The sequence below is a fragment of the Litoribrevibacter euphylliae genome, from assembly GCF_042646085.1.
Classification (GTDB): domain Bacteria; phylum Pseudomonadota; class Gammaproteobacteria; order Pseudomonadales; family Litoribrevibacteraceae; genus Litoribrevibacter; species Litoribrevibacter euphylliae.
In genome coordinates this window covers 194,328-209,742 of sequence record NZ_JBHRSZ010000002.1, presented here as the reverse complement: position 1 = coordinate 209,742, position 15,415 = coordinate 194,328, and the positions used below count along the sequence as shown (strand labels likewise).

Sequence of the window (15,415 nt, the reverse complement as noted above, 5' to 3'; positions counted from 1 at the left end):
AATTAATGAGCTATTCAATAGGTGCGGTGTATTCAAAGAACCTAAGAACCGCGACCATCCCGATAAAATTAATAAGTGCATACACAATGGCGATGTCCAGAAAGTCTGGGCGTCCCATCAGAAAGCCTACTGCGGCAATAAAGAGTACGGTTTTGGTGCCGAACATATTGACGCCGAGAATACGGTCATAGACGGTGGGTGCTTTAAACGCTCTGGCCAGAGCCAGTGCCATTACGACCAGAATAGCAATGCAGACCGCGGCTAGAAGTTCTGTCATTTATTTTTGCCCCAAATTTCCGTAATTTTCTTTTCCATTTGTCCCTGCTTAAGCTCTTCTATGGATGACTCCTGCAACGCATGAACCGTGATTTCTCCGTCTTTAAGATCGACACTGAGAGTGCCAGGGGTTAGGGTGATTGAGTTGGCATAAAGAACGCGATGTTTAGGCGGGATATTTGCAACGGGTATCTTGGCTAGGGCTGGGGATACTTGCTTAGACGATCCCCAAATCAGTTTGGTGACATGGAGGCTAGAGAGGGCTATCTGACCTAACAGCCAAGTGAAATAGCGAATGGTTTGATAACCTGCTCCCGCGTATTTGGGCTCCTGATCAACGGCATCCATTCGTTTTAAAACCACAAGTACGATAAAAACCGAAATGACACCAAAAGTAAGCAGTAAAGGCTGGATGTAGCCAGAGAGCAACAACCAGAATACAGAAAGTAACGTAGCCCATTTGCCTAAATGCATTAATACTCCATCTCTTTTATTGATCCTTCTTTGAACATAGAGCAAGTCAGAGTTATTTTCATTGTAGCTTTTACCCTCGTTAGCATGGGTATTTAGCTTGAATTACTTTGAGAACTGCGATTTCCATCGGCAGTTCTTTGCTCCTTGATGTTAAAATTTTATTCAATTCACTGTCGCTGATTTCGCTCGGTAGACATACATCGAGACTGGCTGTGGCTGGGAGCGTTCTGTTGGTTATCCCCACTCGTGTTCTGAAAGCGCGTTCTTCAAATGAAGACGAGTCTAACTCTTGTTTATGGTTATGTATTTGCTGTAATGCATCCAAGTAACCCCTGACGTATTGAGCGCAGAGCTTTGGATTGTTTGGTTCGTTGGAACATATGACATCAGATGTTTGAGTGTTCTTTGTTTCTGTAGCGAAGGAGGTTAGTGAGAACGCTAATAGTATAGCTGTGAGTAACGATTTCATTATGTTATGTAGCTGATCTTTCATTCTTAAAACCCTTAATTATTGTTGTCGGTTTCTCATGAATATTGATTTCATTACTTCATAAATAATTGTTTTCAACACTGCTGTGTGATTGTTACGAAGGCTGAGACTGAGCATCAAAGGAGGCTGGTACAGCGCACGTATCAGTGTTGATAGGATCATAGAAAACTTATCAAACGATTAAATCTCACGTTTGTTTTAAAGAAAATTCGATAATTTTAGATGGATAGTTCGGAAAAATCTGATGGTTGGTGTGTTGGGAGAGGTCTAACCAGTTTATATGGTTGGGTAAGTGAGTCTTCTATTGGATTATTGATGGTAGGGAAAATAAAGCTGTTTCGGTGATAGCAACCACAGCAGGATGTTTAATTTTTCGTTCGGGTGATATAAGGAAAAAGTGTTCGTTGACGTTGTTTATCTTGTCGATGGCTTTCACTTGATACATAGCTTCAATCTGCGGTTTCATGGCTGTTGGGGCAGGGAAGAATCCAGTACCTCCTTCGCCAAATACCTTTAACAAAGCACTGTCATCAAACTCCGCGATAACTCGTGGTGTGATACCTTCTTGATCGAACCAATCATCTAGTCTGCGTCGCAACGCATGATTATTCATAGGTAGCAATACCGGAGCACCATCTAAACACTTCGGAAAAGCACCGCTGTATTCTTTTCGTAATTGCTCTGTACCAAAAAACGAGAGTTCGCTTGAACCTAATTCATGGCTATAAGCTTTGACGTTAAGTTCAGTGGAAATGCTTCGGTCTGATAACACAAGATCTAACTTGTGAACGGCGAGGTCTCCTAAGAGATCATCCAGATCGCCTTCTTTACATATAATCTTAATAGGCTCATCTAGTTGTAGGGCTGGTTCAAGTACTTTATAAGCGATTAGTTTGGGGATTGAATTAACGATACCCACGTTGAAGATTGTTTGAGTACCGGGTTGTTTACTTTTGACTTTCTGTGTCAGTTCTGACCCCAAGCTGAATATTTCATTCGCATATTGTTCAACAACACGACCCATTTCCGTAATGAGCAAACCTCTACCTGCTCGTTGAAAGAGTGGCTCGCCAATGCTTTCTTCAAATGTTTTCAGCTGACCACTAATGGTTTGTGGGGTGAGATGTAAGGAGTCTGCGGCTTTTGCAATGCTACCTTCTTTGGCTACGGTCCAAAAATACAATAAATGGTTGTAGTTAAGGTGTTGCATAAAGCCTCCTAGCTGGATTCATTTCCTAAGATTAACGGTAAGTAATAGTAAGATATATACGAGGATTTAGGTAGGTATTCGACGGAAAACTCGAAGATAACAGAGTATGCAATCTTTTGCTTATAGTTGGCTATGCTAGTTTTAATGATAAGAACCCTTGTGTAGACGTGGCATAGGCTTCTTTCTTTTTAGATTCTTTCTGGTGAGGTTAGATATCAATATTTCTGATTGTTTAAGAGATAAATACTCTGAGGAGCAGGGAAGAATTTCCGAGCTGGATACCAGAAGTTTTCAGTCGGTGGTTTTCCTTACCTTCCTGATTCTTTCTGTCGTATTTGTGGGATACCTTGAACGAGAAAGTATCTTTCACCCTGTTAGTCCATTGGCTTGGGGTTTTCTGGCGTTTTATCTGTTTACCGTGTTTTGTTTGGTGTGTGCTTGGGGGCACGCAATTCTTGCATTTAAGTTAGGGATGGACTCAAAACAATCAGACATCAAGGCCATTCATCAATTACTTATTAGCAGTGAGGATGCACAAAAGGACACTATGGCTGAAGCGTATTTGTCTGTTATAGAAGCTCTTGAGCAGTTGGCTAATGCTAAGCAGACAAATCTCAGCCACGCTTACAGTGAACTGACGATCAGTGCTTGGCTTTTCTTCGGCGGAGCGTTGATTGCTTTGTTTATAGAATTAGCGAGCTAATTCATCGTCTTTCCTTCTTCCCTGACCTTCATATTCCTTCCTTTTTCTAGGATAACAACCATAATTAAAGAGGATTCTACAGCCACCGCTGGGTAGTGTTATGAAGCAGTTAATGAGCCTTGAAGAAATTGAAAAAGCTGCGGCTAATGGGCATGCGACGGCAGATCAGTTGGATTTGTTGGTTTCAAATACCCGTGAGCTTGCCAATCAACGAGAGCACGAATTAACAAAATTACAGAACATTCTGGAAAAACTTGAAGCCAAGCTTGAAGGTAAAAGTGCTGATTGATTGTTTGTAGGTAACAAGGTTTGTTTTAGTGTGCTTGGTTTTCTAAGTGAAGCGCATTTTTTTGTTGTGTTGATGAAAGTGAGCTGTACTTTCAGATAATGTCTATACATGCCTTAAGCGATAACTCAAAATGGCAGAGGCAAAAATAGCAATCTATACTCGATTTTGATGGATCTTTCCGAAGTGCCATGAGGGACGGCGTTAATTTGGAGTATTGAGAAAGATGACTCGATCATTATTTTTGCCTTCCGTTGTAACCCTTCTAATTTCCTTGTTCTCCTCGTCACTTTTTGCTGATCACTTGAAACTTGCGGTTGGTTTGGCGTTACCACCGTATGTGATTGCTGATAATGATTCAGGTATGGAATTGGACATTGTCAGAGAAGCACTAAGGCTATCCGGACATACTTCAGAACCCGTGTATTTGCCGTTCGGGCGGGTTCCTAAATCGGTCGAGGAGGGGGCTTCTGATGCAGCTCTGACTGTAACTGAATCATCCGGCTTAAATAATGTTCATTATTCGGATTCTCATATTACTTATCAAAATGTGGCGGTGTCGCTCGCGGTCAATAAGTTTCCAATCAATTCAGTAGCGGATCTTTCGAGTCGTTCAGTGATTGCGTTTCAGGATGCAACAAAATATCTCGGTGGTCAGTTTGCTAATATGGCATCGTCAAATAAGCGTTACAGTGAAAAGGCCAAGCAAAGTAAGCAAATAACCATGCTGTTCGCGGAACGCGTCGAAAGCGTGGTGATGGACATCAATATTTTTAAATATTTCCGAGCCGCTGAGCAAAAAGTTAAAACCGATTCTGACGTAACCATTCATGAAATATTCGAACCAAGTCACTACAAGGTCGGTTTTCGACGTCAGCAGCACAGAGATGATTTCAATAAAGGTTTAAAGCAATTGAAGGAATCAGGTCAGTATGAAGCGATTCTAAAAAAATACGTTAACTAAAGAGATTCTAACCAAACTAGAAGTCAGGTTGGCGCTAAAAACTTAAAGTATGTCTCACTTTAATAATTTGTAACAATAAAGATCTTATTAAAAGCGAAAGAGCATCTGTATCTTTGGCGCCCTTTATATGTTGTGACACGCTATCGATAGAATTTTGGAACCGCATTGAGTAATCAATGCGGTTCTTTTGTGTCTGCTGACTCATTTTGTAGGTGTTTTTTGTAAGAATTGCTTACAAACATGAATAAGAGATTTGATTTCGGGATTGAAATCAGCAGTAGTTTCTTAGGCCAGCGCGGGTGGATATTGGAGATGGCGTTGTGTGAACAACTATATAAAGAGGCAGTGAGTTAATCATTATCTGATCATTAACTACACTGGAATCAACAAACTATTTAATGCGTTCGGCTAATCCATCGTAGGTAGTTACGGACAACGAGGTGTTACATGCAAGTTAAATTTCAAGTTGGGTTCATTGCTCTGATATTGGCGTTCTTTTCTTCTGTTTCAGTCGGGGAAGAAAAACTCAGGCTCTATACAGAGAATTACCCACCTTACAATATGTCTAATTCTGGTAAACCTTTCGCCCATAAAGCAGACGATATTTCAGGGCTTTGTACTGAGTTGGTGAAAGCCATGCTAAAGCATTCAGATGTGGATTTTTCATTAAAGTTAAGACCGTGGGCTACAGGGCTAAGCCGTGCTCAGAAGCGACCTAATCATGGGATCTTTTGTACGGCACAGACAGATGAGAGAAAACCTTATTTTCATTGGGTAGGACCTTTAACAGAAATTGAATGGACATTGTTTGCTAAACCAGGATCATCAATTAAATTGAAGTCACTGGAAGAAGCGAAGGAATACCGTATTGGTGGTTATAAAGGTGATGTACTCAGCGATTACTTGATTGAGCAAGGGTTTAATGTAGTAACCATTGATAACGATGCGCTGAACCCTCGAAAACTGATGTTGGATCAGATTGATCTTTGGATTACTGATGGTTTGTCAGGCCCTTATCTGGCCTCAGAGTCGGAAGATATTGAAGACCTTGCAAAAGTCTTAGTATTCAAGTCTACGCCGTTATATTTGGCAGTTAATATTGAAACGGAGACTAAGATTGTCAATGAGCTTAATAACGCTTATGAGTTCATTAAAAATAACGGAGAAGCTGATGCTATCAGCTCTCAATACGTTCAATAATCTTTTGGTTTCTAATGAAAGATTTGGGTGAGTGATAAAACAGGTCTGATTACCTTGAATAGGGATAATCTATGAACATCTGTTTAACTTTGGTTGTTGGATTATTACTGATTTTTCCTGTTGTATCTCTAGGGCAAACCTTGGATACGAAGGAGAAGTCAGTTTCAGAACGTGAGTCTGTGACTTTGCTTCGTCTGGATTGGACGAGCCAGCAGGTCATCACTCAAATCACAGGAAACATTTTAAAAGAAAAAGGTATGTCTGTGACGTACCTTGATAGCGAATCCAAAGGGCAGTGGTTTCTGTTAAACAGTGGTGAAGCTGATGTTCAAATGGAAGTCTGGGAAGGCACCATGGCGAAACGGTTTAATGAGCTGGTGGCGCAAGGTCGTTTGCTCGATGCTGGTAACCATGATGTCAGAACGCGCGAAGAGTGGTGGTATCCTTCATTTGTTTCTATCTTGTGCCCTGGATTACCTCATTGGGAAGCGTTGAATGATTGTGAGGAGCTCTTTGCGACTGACAATTCTAAAGGTAAAGGTGTGTATTACGCCGGGCCTTGGGAAAAGCCTGATAGGGTCAAAATACGAGCTTTGAGATTAAACTACACCGTCGTTGAGTTACCTGACGGAAACGCATTGAATGAAAAAATTCACCAGGCGATGAAAGCGCAACAGCCAGTGTTGATCTTTAATTGGTCACCTAACTGGGTTGATGTTATTTATGAAGGGGAGTTTGTGCAGTTCCCCATCTATGACCCCGCATGTGAGACGGATCCCAAGTGGGGAGTAAATCAAGAATACCTTTGGGATTGTGGCAACCCTGCAAATGGTTGGTTGAAAAAGACCATATCTCGACAGTTTTATTCTCGTTCTCCTTGTTCCGCACAGATCGTTAAAGCCATTCAATTCAATACCAAAGATTTATCTGAAGCGGCCTATCGGGTCGATATTCAAGGCCACACTGTTGAACGTGCTGCGTCACTCTGGATGACGGCTAATACTGAGCGATGGCAGGCTTGGTTAAAGGTTTGTGATTAGGGGGTTAGCTTACCCGAGAGCCTTTAAATCTTCCCTCTTAATTCGAAAGAGTTATCTATACTTCAGCAGATACAAAGACAACTTCTTGCAGGTGTTTGCTGATGGCCAAGCAACCGGAAATGACCTTAGAGTTTTTGTTTCGGGAAGTACTGGATTCAGTACCGGACAGCTTTGGAATTCTCAATTCAGATCGTAACGTGGTGTACTGCAATGATACCTTCGCCAGTACTTTTGGCGTCTCTAAAGAAGAGGCAATAGGCAAGAATCATAAAGAGTTATTGGAAATCGCCTGGAACTCAAATTCAGGCGTTAACATTGAAGCTGATGATTTCAGTACTTGGTTTGACGAACTGATAAAAACTCAACAATCGACGCCGATTAGTCATTTTGAAAGCGATATGAAAGACGGTCGTTGGTACAAAATGACACGAATTAATCTCAAGAATGGCTACATGCTCGCCTTTGGGGTTGATATCACCGATCTAAAAAACACTCAGAAGTCCCTCGAAGAGGCGAATCAGAGAATTGAGCATCTTGCCAATACGGATCAACTTACTGGAGTCAATAATCGTCGGGCATTTGATCTTTTGTCTGTACAAGAAATTGAACGTGCTATCCGTTATCGTCAGTCTTTATCTCTTTTGGCTCTGGATATCGATTTTTTCAAAAGTATTAATGATAACTATGGGCATGAAGGTGGCGATGATGTACTAAGAGAGTTTGCTCGACTATGCGGCACCTTGCTTCGCCAAAGCGATTCTCTCTGCCGTATAGGTGGTGAGGAATTTGCTGTGTTATTGCCAATGTCTGATAGAGCCGCGGCGCATAGTATTGCTGAGCGAATTCGATCCCATGTAGAGAAACATGCTTTTCCTCTGATTCATTTAAATCAAACCATTAACATTACCGTTTCCGTCGGCATCAGCTATCTGATCGACACGGATAGGGGCATCAAAGAACTACTGGCCAGAGCAGACTCAGCCCTCTACCAAGCAAAAGGCAATGGCCGTAATCAGGTCATTGAGTTTTCCCCGTTTTAATCCTATGCCAAGGATTGTTGTACACATTATCTGAATACAAGGTCTTGTAATGTAGCTCTCGTATTTTCGGCTATTTTATGATTACACTATACGGTGTAGTTTAATTTTAAGGTTGACTGAACGTTCAGTAATGAGGAAAACAACTTGTTTAATATATGGATCGTTATATGTGGATAGCTAAAAGTGTAATGCTGTTGATGGTTGTGGTTGTTACGGGATGTGCATCAAAAAATGTGTACAACGATTTAAGCCCTAAAGCATTGGTAAGTTCAATTGCAGATTCAGACCGTTCTGTAAAACAGACATCCGAAAATCACACATCGGTAAAATCTACTTCTGTACAACCAAACAATAATGCTGTTCCGAGAATTGGCATTGCTTTTGGTGGCGGTGGTGTTCGGGGCTTTATTCATTTAGGGGTCATTAAAGCGCTTGAAGAGGAGGGCATAAATGCCAGTGTAGTAACAGGAACTTCAGCCGGTTCTATTGCAGCGGCCTTCTATGCGTCCGGAAAAAGTTATCAAGACATGATCGATGCGGTTAACAACCTCAGTGCTTGGGGTATTGCGGATGTTCGTATTTCTAATCAGGGAATTCTTCAGGGAGAGGCGTTGGCCGATTGGGTAAATGAACAGCTCGATAGTCCACAAATTGAATCCTTACCAAAACAGCTGGGTATTGCGGTGACTGATCTAACGGACAGACAGGAAAAGCTGATTTCCAAAGGCAATGTTGGCAAAGCAGTTCAAGTATCATCGAGTATTCCTGGCGCCTTTATCCCTGTAGAAATTGATGGAAACCTCTATGTCGATGGCGGGGTACTATCAGTGGTTCCGGTAAACTTCGCCCGCTCGATGGGTGCCGATATTGTTATTGCGGTCGATGTCTATTGTGGCTCGAATTACAAAGACATCAGCACTGCATCGCGTTTGTTGTACTCTGCATTTCGTATCCAGAGTTGTCGCATAGCGGAATCAGAAATGGCCAATGCAGACCTCTTGATTCAACCGGATTTTGAACCGTCTAACTTTGCCAGCTTTGACTCCCGTGATGAAGCCATTGAAATCGGATATCAGGCGGCTAAAGGACAACTAAAAGCCCTGAGGTCTTTGTTGGAAAAGCGTGCACATCATCTTAGAACGGCTTATGAAAATGAAACATCTAAACCTATAGGTTTGTAATTAAGGTGGTTTCACTCAGTCTCTATTGAGCGCCTTTTTGCCTGTTTCTTGAAATTCATTGCTCGTTTCTATCAATTTCCGATCAACGTATTTTGCATCATCAATGAATTAACTAGTCTTAGTAAATCAATTAGATCTCAGCTAATGAGACTCCAACTTTTTAGATCAGCTTGATGATGCGGGGACGTCTTAATGAAACTCTCTTTAGACTTAAATGGACAGAAGCACGAGGTGGATGTTGATCCCAACACCCCTTTGCTGTGGGTGATTCGCGATCACCTAAATTTGACTGGCACTAAGTTTGGGTGCGGTATGGCGCAATGCGGCGCTTGTACTGTTCACATGAACGGCACGTCAATTCGTTCGTGTGTGACGCCGGTGAGCAGCGTTCAAAATCAAAGCATTACTACCATTGAAGGGCTCCCATCCTCTGATTTATCCAAAGAAGCGAAGGCAGTGGCTCAGGCGTGGGAAGACATTGCTGTTGTTCAGTGCGGTTATTGTCAATCCGGACAGATCATGTCGGCGACTGCGTTACTCAAACAAAATCCCAATCCTTCTGATCAAGATATAGATGATTTTATGTCAGGCAATATCTGCCGTTGCTCTACTTATGTACGAATCAAAAAAGGCATTAAGCAAGCGGCGCAATCTATGTCTATTGCGCAGGCAGAACCTTCGGACGATTCGTTGTTCTACGATGCAACCGCTACTGATTTGAATAAACAAGAAGGAGAGAGCCATGTCGCTTAATGTAAGTCGTCGATCATTTATCGTCGGTGGTGCTCAAGCCGGTGCCGGACTGGTTTTAGGTGTCTCATTAGCCGGGTGTGCAAGCGATGATGGCATATCTTCAGACGTTCAGATGCCAGAGAAAACCTTCGAAGCGAATGCCTTTGTAACGGTTGGAACCGATGGCAAGATTACTGTCATGGTGAAGCATCTGGAAATGGGGCAGGGAACCTATACCGGGCTAGCTACGTTAGTAGCAGAAGAGTTGGATGCCGATTGGAATCAAGTTCGAGCGATCAATTCTGAAGCGAATCCAGAGCGATACAACAATCTGTTCTGGGGGAAATTCCAAGGAACCGGTGGTAGTACTGCTATTGCAAACTCCTTTACACAGTTGCGTGAAGCCGGTGCGGCGGCGCGAGCCATGTTAGTTGCCGCTGCGGCGGCGAGCTGGAATGTACCTGCCAGCGAAATTACCACTGATAACAGTGTGGCTTATCATAAGGCGTCTGGCAGACAAATTGGTTATGGTGCGCTGGCAGAGTTGGCTGCGATGCAGACGGTTCCTGAAAAGGTGACACTGAAAGATCCATCCCAATTCAAATTGATCGGGACTAAAGTTTCACGAAAAGACACAGGTAAGATCAACGGAACGGCGGTATTTACTCAAGACGTGAAGTTACCGGGTCAGTTAACAGCGATGGTCGCTCGTCCACCAAAGTTTGGCGCCACGTTAAAATCTTATGATGCGACGAATGCGAAACAGGTTCCTGGTGTTGTCGATGTGGTTCGTATTCCGAACGGTGTCGCTGTTTTAGCTCAAGATTATTGGCAAGCCAAAACAGGCCGAGATTTGTTACAGCTGGAATGGGATGAGTCGCAAGCAATGACTAAGAGTTCGGATCAATTGATGTCCGAATATAAAGCGCTGGCAGAGAAGCCGGGCTTAGTGGCTGCGCAAAAGGGTGACGTTAACTCGGCCTTTGCTAAAGCAGATAAAGTCATTGAAGCCGACTACGAGTTTCCTTATCTCTCTCACTCGCCGATGGAAGCCATGAACTGCGTGGTTCAAACCAAGCAGTCTGGCGGCGCGTATCAATCGGTTGAGCTTTGGTATGGTGCTCAGCTTCATACCGGCGATCAAATGTCCTTGGCCAAGTTATTAAACGTGCCGATGGATAAGGTGACTATTAATACCGTTTTTGCGGGCGGTAGCTTTGGGCGTCGTGCGAATCCAGCTGCAGATTATGTGCTTGAAGCGGCTGAAATTGCGAAAGCCTATGGTAAGGATATTCCCGTTAAACTGGTGTGGTCTCGTGAAGACGACACTCGCGCGGGGTATTTCCGCCCAATGTACTTTCACAAACTGAAAGCCGGATTGGATAAACAAGGCAATCTGGTTGCTTGGCAACACCGAATTGTTGGTCAGTCGATTATCGAAGGCACTTTCTTTGAGGGTGGTTTGATTAAGGATGGCATTGATCATACGTCGGTAGAAGGGGCTTCTAACTTGCCTTATGCAATCCCGAATATGCAGGTGGAATTGCACACAGTTAAAGTCGGTGTTCCTGTGTTGTGGTGGCGCAGTGTGGGTTCAACTCATACCGCCCACGCGACCGAATGTTTCTTGGATGACGTTGCTCGAGTTTCGGGTAAAGATCCCGTTGAGTTTCGGATGTCGTTATTAAAAGATCACCCGAGACACCGTGGTGTATTAGCATTGGCGGCTGAAAAATCAGGCATGAAAACCAACACCGATCCTAATAAAGCTTATGGTGTTGCGGTTCATAAATCGTTCGGTACTTATGTCGCGCAAGTGGCGGAGATCAGTAAGTCAGGCAATAACTATAAGCTTGATAAAGTTACCTGTGCGGTGGATTGTGGAGTACCAGTGAACCCTGATGTGATTGCAGCTCAAATGGAAGGCGGCATAGGCTTTGGCTTGTCTCCTGCCTTGTACAGTGAGATTCACATCGACAATGGGGCTGTCAGGGAATCCAACTTCCATGATTATCAGGTGATTCGAATGAAGGATATGCCGGAAGTGGACGTGCATGTGGTGCCATCGGCAGAACCACCTACGGGTGTCGGTGAGCCAGGAACGCCCGTGATTGGCCCTGCAATCGCGAATGCGCTGGCGTCAGCAGGTGGACCGGTAGAGCGTCGTTTGCCGATGAAAACGCCGTTAAGCTAATCATCGCTTTCATCAGACTTTTCTTCTTGGGCTTTGGTTTAAAAAGCTTGAGGAGAAAAGTTGGCGCAGTTTGCATATCAAAAGACGTTGATTTCTTTTAGGCTGATACGTCTTAATGACATCTGAAGTCAGGAAATAAGTACTCAAGCTGGGAAACAAATATGTTGCAATGCGTTGCAAATCAAACAGGATTGAACCAGAAGGACGCGGAAACTCCATTAGCGAATTCAGAGGCTTCTCTGGGCTCTTCCTCTTTTGTTGATGATGTGCGTCCGTATTTGTTTTCCTGGCTTGACCAAGGTCTTAAGACTGCCTTACTTACCTTAATAAATGTTGAAGGCTCTTCGCCGAGAGGCGTTGGAAGCCAGATGTTGGTGAATCAAAACGGTGAGTCAGTAGGCCTGCTTTCAGGTGGTTGTGTTGAAGCGGCACTGGTGAGTGAAGCGTTGGAGACGCTCGACCATCATCAATGGAAATTGATTCGTTATGGTCGGGACTCGGATTACTTCGACATCCAATTACCCTGTGGTTCAGGCATTGATGTTTTAATCACGCCGATTGAACCGTCGGATTGGGTTTCTGAATTAGCCCGGTTAACCGAACAGCGTCAACCGGTTGCCTTGAATCTGGATTTGTCCGAACAAAGCTTCTCTTTGTCACCGGTTTCAGAAGACGATTACTACCCAAAAAATCATCGCGGCAGTCAGTTTACTCGTGCGCAAGTGGAATCGGATTTAACGTCTTTTTCCAAGGTATTTTTACCTAAACATCGCATTCTGGCGGTTGGGCAGGGCGCAGTGTTTGATTTCTTCACTGTGTTGTCTCAGTCCTTTGATGTTGAACTTTTTGCTTGTTCCTCTCGATTTACTGATGATGAACTTACTCCTATTGATAGAAACGGTGTCGATAGTACTGGAGTTGATAGAAATGGAGTGTTGCATACCCAGTATCTCAGTATGAAATCTCCCAAGAGCTTTGATGCCAGTCTGTTAGATCCATTCAGTACGCTGGTGTTGCTGAGTCATGACCATGACTGGGACATTCCTATTTTAAAGGCGGCATTAAAAACGCAAGTTGCTCATATTGCTGCGTTAGGCAGTAAATCAACTCATCAACAACGATTGGCGCTGTTGGATATGGATGGTGTGTCTGTAGAAGATCAAACACGGGTTAAAGGCCCGGCCGGTATAGACATAGGTGGTAAGACGCCGCCAGAAATTGCTTTGTCGGTATTATCTGAAATCGTTGCGATGAAGAATCATCGTCATCTTAGTTAAACCTCTTCTTTCTATTATTAGCTAATCTTTTGTTGGCTCTCCTTCTGTTTGTAGGCTAAGCATAACAACCACTGTCATTTAACCGCAGAGGTTGAGATTTTCATGGTTTAGGCGTTTACTCTTAATGGTTCGCTTTGATCAGTGCTAGCAGTGAAAGTACAAACTGTCTAAGCTTGATGTTCGGGAACCTCTGAATAAGTCCGCTCTAACTCAGAGGTTCCCTAGTTATCCTTTTCTCTGGTTATACTGGGGAACGTGTGACAGACAATAATGAGATGATGGATCATTCTATGAAAAAAATAATCAACGTCAGTCTTGGGTCGTCCGATCAAGACTATGAATTCACCACAAAATTTTTAGACGATGAATTTACCATCCAACGCATAGGTACCGACGGAAACGAAGCAGAAGCCTGGGAGCAGTTACAGCGCCTTCAAGCTAAGTGTGATGTCATGGCGGTGGGTATGGTCGCTGATGATTACAATGTAGGCGAGTTCCGTTTTGAAAATCAGGCAACTCGTAAGTTAACTCAAGTTGTGACTCGTGTTCCTGTGACGACTGGTGCACGGTTAAGACGTTTGCTGCAATGCCATGCAGTACGCTATGTACAGAAAGAATTAGTAAACTACTTCAACAACAATAAAGTGTTGTTTTTGTCAGGGATGGCAAACTATGACATGGCGACTTTAATGGCAGAGTACACGCCAAACATTAAGTTTGCTGATCCAATCATTCATGCGGGCATTCCCAAATTTTTGAAATCTATTACGGCATTGGAGCTTTATGCTCGGGGCCGCTACAGCATAAACCAGTTCACTCCGTTTGATACCGAGAAAACCAACGTCCCTTCATTGCCAACAGTTAAAAAGCGTTTGATTCGCGGTGCGATGAAAGACTCTCACGTGGTTGTAGGTACAAGCTCTGAAATTCGTAAATACGGTGATCTCGAAAGCCTAAAAGATAAGACCATTATTACCTCTATGGTGACGGACGAAGACTTAGCGTTCTTTAAAGATGCCCAGGTAAATCTGGCGATTGATGTGACGCCGGATCTGTTCGAACAGGTTCTGGGTATTAATGTACTGGAAGCCATGGTCGTTGGCTCAAGTGACATTGATGCGGATGAACTATCGACAGCGGATCTTGAAGACATCATCAAAGAGCTAGATATCAAGCCACGTATGTTGCACCCAACGGGTGAGTTCAGAAACATTCGTCGTTTCGCGTTTGTGATCCATCCTCTGTCTCAAGAATACATTCGTAATGTGACGCCAATTCCTAAACGTTTTGCCCATACGCCGTTAATGAATGCGGTTGAGAAAGCGTTTGCTCATGCGCCACCGCTTGTGTATTCGGAAGTGAAGGGCATCAAATCACCGTGCGGTGCAGAAGCTGAGGGTTGGCTGATTACGGTCGGTGGTACGCCAAAAGAAATGTTGTCGCACAGTGCCGAGTTTACTTATAAGCGTCTGCTTGCTGCTGCGAAGATGGCTGAAAAGTTGGGGGCTCAGATCATGGGCTTGGGCGCGTTCACCAAGGTTGTGGGTGATGCCGGTATTACCGTTGCTCGCCGTTCGGAGATTCCGATTACCACGGGTAACAGCTACAGTGCATCGGGCGCACTTTGGGCCGCAGCGGATGCTATGAAGCGTCTCAAGTTGGTGGAAACACCTAAGAACGGCGGGAAAATTCCTGCTAAGTCTATGGTGATTGGTGCCACCGGTTCGATTGGTTCGGTTTCGGCTCGCTTGCTGGCAATGGCGTTCGATGAAGTTTATATCGCCGGTCGTAACATGAAGACTTTGGAAAAACTCAAAAAGTCGATGTTGGAAGATACGCCGGATGCCAAAATTACTTGTACAACAGATCCAGATGCGCACCTTGGGCAGATGGACGTGGTTGTAACTTCTACTTCGGGCGCAGGTAAGAAGATCCTTGATATTACAAAGGTTAAGCCGGGTTGTGTTATCACCGATGTGGCTCGACCACTGGATTTGCCACCTGAAGAAGTGGCGAAACGTCCTGATGTACTAGTGATTGAGTCAGGCGAAATTGAAGTGCCTGGTAAGCTCGACATGCGCAGCATCAAGCTACCGGATAATGTGGTATTTGCTTGTATGGCGGAAACCATTGTTCTGGCTCTTGAAGGTCGCTTTGAAGTCTTCACTATTGGTCGTAATACCGAATGGGAGAAGGTGAAAGAGATTTACAAGATGGGCTTGAAACACGGTATGAAGCTCGCTGCCATTTCAGGCGTGAACGGCGTCTATACCGACGAAGACATTCAACGTGTTCGTGATCTTGCCTTGGAAGCTCGTAAGACCTGGGAAGGTTAATGCTTGGCTAGG

At 43.9% G+C, this 15,415-nt stretch carries 14 protein-coding genes; 11 read left to right on the top strand and 3 right to left on the bottom strand.

What is annotated here, in order from left to right:
* Nucleotides 1-10: 10 nt before the first annotated feature.
* The 3 genes from ACFOEK_RS02695 to nhaR all read right to left on the bottom strand — a co-directional run bounded on the left by ACFOEK_RS02695 (nt 11) and on the right by nhaR (nt 2,450).
* A complete protein-coding gene (locus ACFOEK_RS02695; protein WP_386715790.1) occupies nt 11-277 on the bottom strand; it encodes a monovalent cation/H+ antiporter complex subunit F in 267 nt (88 codons plus the stop codon).
* Nucleotides 274-750 carry a Na+/H+ antiporter subunit E gene (locus ACFOEK_RS02690; protein ID WP_386715787.1) on the bottom strand — a complete coding sequence of 159 codons (477 nt, stop codon included), beginning with the start codon at nt 748-750 and terminating at the stop codon, nt 274-276. The genes ACFOEK_RS02695 and ACFOEK_RS02690 overlap by 4 nt, the downstream gene beginning before the upstream one ends.
* 791 nt (nt 751-1,541) lie before the next feature.
* On the bottom strand, nt 1,542-2,450 hold the full coding sequence (gene nhaR, locus ACFOEK_RS02685) for a transcriptional activator NhaR (RefSeq protein ID WP_386715784.1): 909 nt from the start codon (nt 2,448-2,450) through the stop codon (nt 1,542-1,544).
* A 202-nt stretch (nt 2,451-2,652) separates the two neighbouring features.
* Here nhaR and ACFOEK_RS02680 point away from each other — a divergent pair, with 202 nt between their 5' ends.
* The 11 genes from ACFOEK_RS02680 (at nt 2,653) to ACFOEK_RS02630 (ending at nt 15,403) form a co-directional block, all read left to right on the top strand.
* Entirely contained in the window at nt 2,653-3,153 is a 501-nt protein-coding gene (locus ACFOEK_RS02680; RefSeq protein WP_386715781.1) for a hypothetical protein, read from the top strand.
* Between the two features lie 100 nt (nt 3,154-3,253).
* The gene (locus ACFOEK_RS02675) at nt 3,254-3,442 is read left to right on the top strand and encodes a hypothetical protein (protein ID WP_386715778.1); all 189 of its coding nucleotides are present in this window, start codon (nt 3,254-3,256) and stop codon (nt 3,440-3,442) included.
* A gap of 223 nt (nt 3,443-3,665) precedes the next feature.
* Nucleotides 3,666-4,403 (top strand): substrate-binding periplasmic protein, encoded by a 738-nt coding sequence (locus ACFOEK_RS02670; RefSeq protein ID WP_386715775.1) that lies wholly within the window; start codon nt 3,666-3,668, stop codon nt 4,401-4,403.
* Between the two features lie 447 nt (nt 4,404-4,850).
* Complete coding sequence (locus ACFOEK_RS02665) at nt 4,851-5,603, top strand: substrate-binding periplasmic protein (RefSeq protein WP_386715773.1); 753 nt, start codon at nt 4,851-4,853, stop codon at nt 5,601-5,603.
* Between the two features lie 71 nt (nt 5,604-5,674).
* On the top strand, nt 5,675-6,643 hold the full coding sequence (locus tag ACFOEK_RS02660) for an ABC transporter substrate-binding protein (RefSeq protein ID WP_386715770.1): 969 nt from the start codon (nt 5,675-5,677) through the stop codon (nt 6,641-6,643).
* A 101-nt stretch (nt 6,644-6,744) separates the two neighbouring features.
* Complete coding sequence (locus tag ACFOEK_RS02655; protein WP_386715767.1) at nt 6,745-7,683, top strand: sensor domain-containing diguanylate cyclase; 939 nt, start codon at nt 6,745-6,747, stop codon at nt 7,681-7,683.
* 167 nt (nt 7,684-7,850) lie between these two features.
* Nucleotides 7,851-8,864 carry a patatin-like phospholipase family protein gene (locus ACFOEK_RS02650; protein WP_386715765.1) on the top strand — a complete coding sequence of 338 codons (1,014 nt, stop codon included), beginning with the start codon at nt 7,851-7,853 and terminating at the stop codon, nt 8,862-8,864.
* Nucleotides 8,865-9,056: 192 nt separating this feature from the next.
* Nucleotides 9,057-9,617 carry a (2Fe-2S)-binding protein gene (locus tag ACFOEK_RS02645; protein WP_386715762.1) on the top strand — a complete coding sequence of 187 codons (561 nt, stop codon included), beginning with the start codon at nt 9,057-9,059 and terminating at the stop codon, nt 9,615-9,617.
* On the top strand, nt 9,607-11,790 hold the full coding sequence (locus ACFOEK_RS02640; protein WP_386715759.1) for a xanthine dehydrogenase family protein molybdopterin-binding subunit: 2,184 nt from the start codon (nt 9,607-9,609) through the stop codon (nt 11,788-11,790). The genes ACFOEK_RS02645 and ACFOEK_RS02640 overlap by 11 nt, the downstream gene beginning before the upstream one ends.
* A 161-nt stretch (nt 11,791-11,951) precedes the next feature.
* Nucleotides 11,952-13,067, top strand: a complete 1,116-nt coding sequence (locus ACFOEK_RS02635; protein WP_386715756.1) for an XdhC family protein — start codon at nt 11,952-11,954, stop codon at nt 13,065-13,067.
* Nucleotides 13,068-13,357: 290 nt separating this feature from the next.
* On the top strand, nt 13,358-15,403 hold the full coding sequence (locus ACFOEK_RS02630; protein ID WP_386715753.1) for a dehydrogenase: 2,046 nt from the start codon (nt 13,358-13,360) through the stop codon (nt 15,401-15,403).
* Nucleotides 15,404-15,415: the final 12 nt, after the last annotated feature.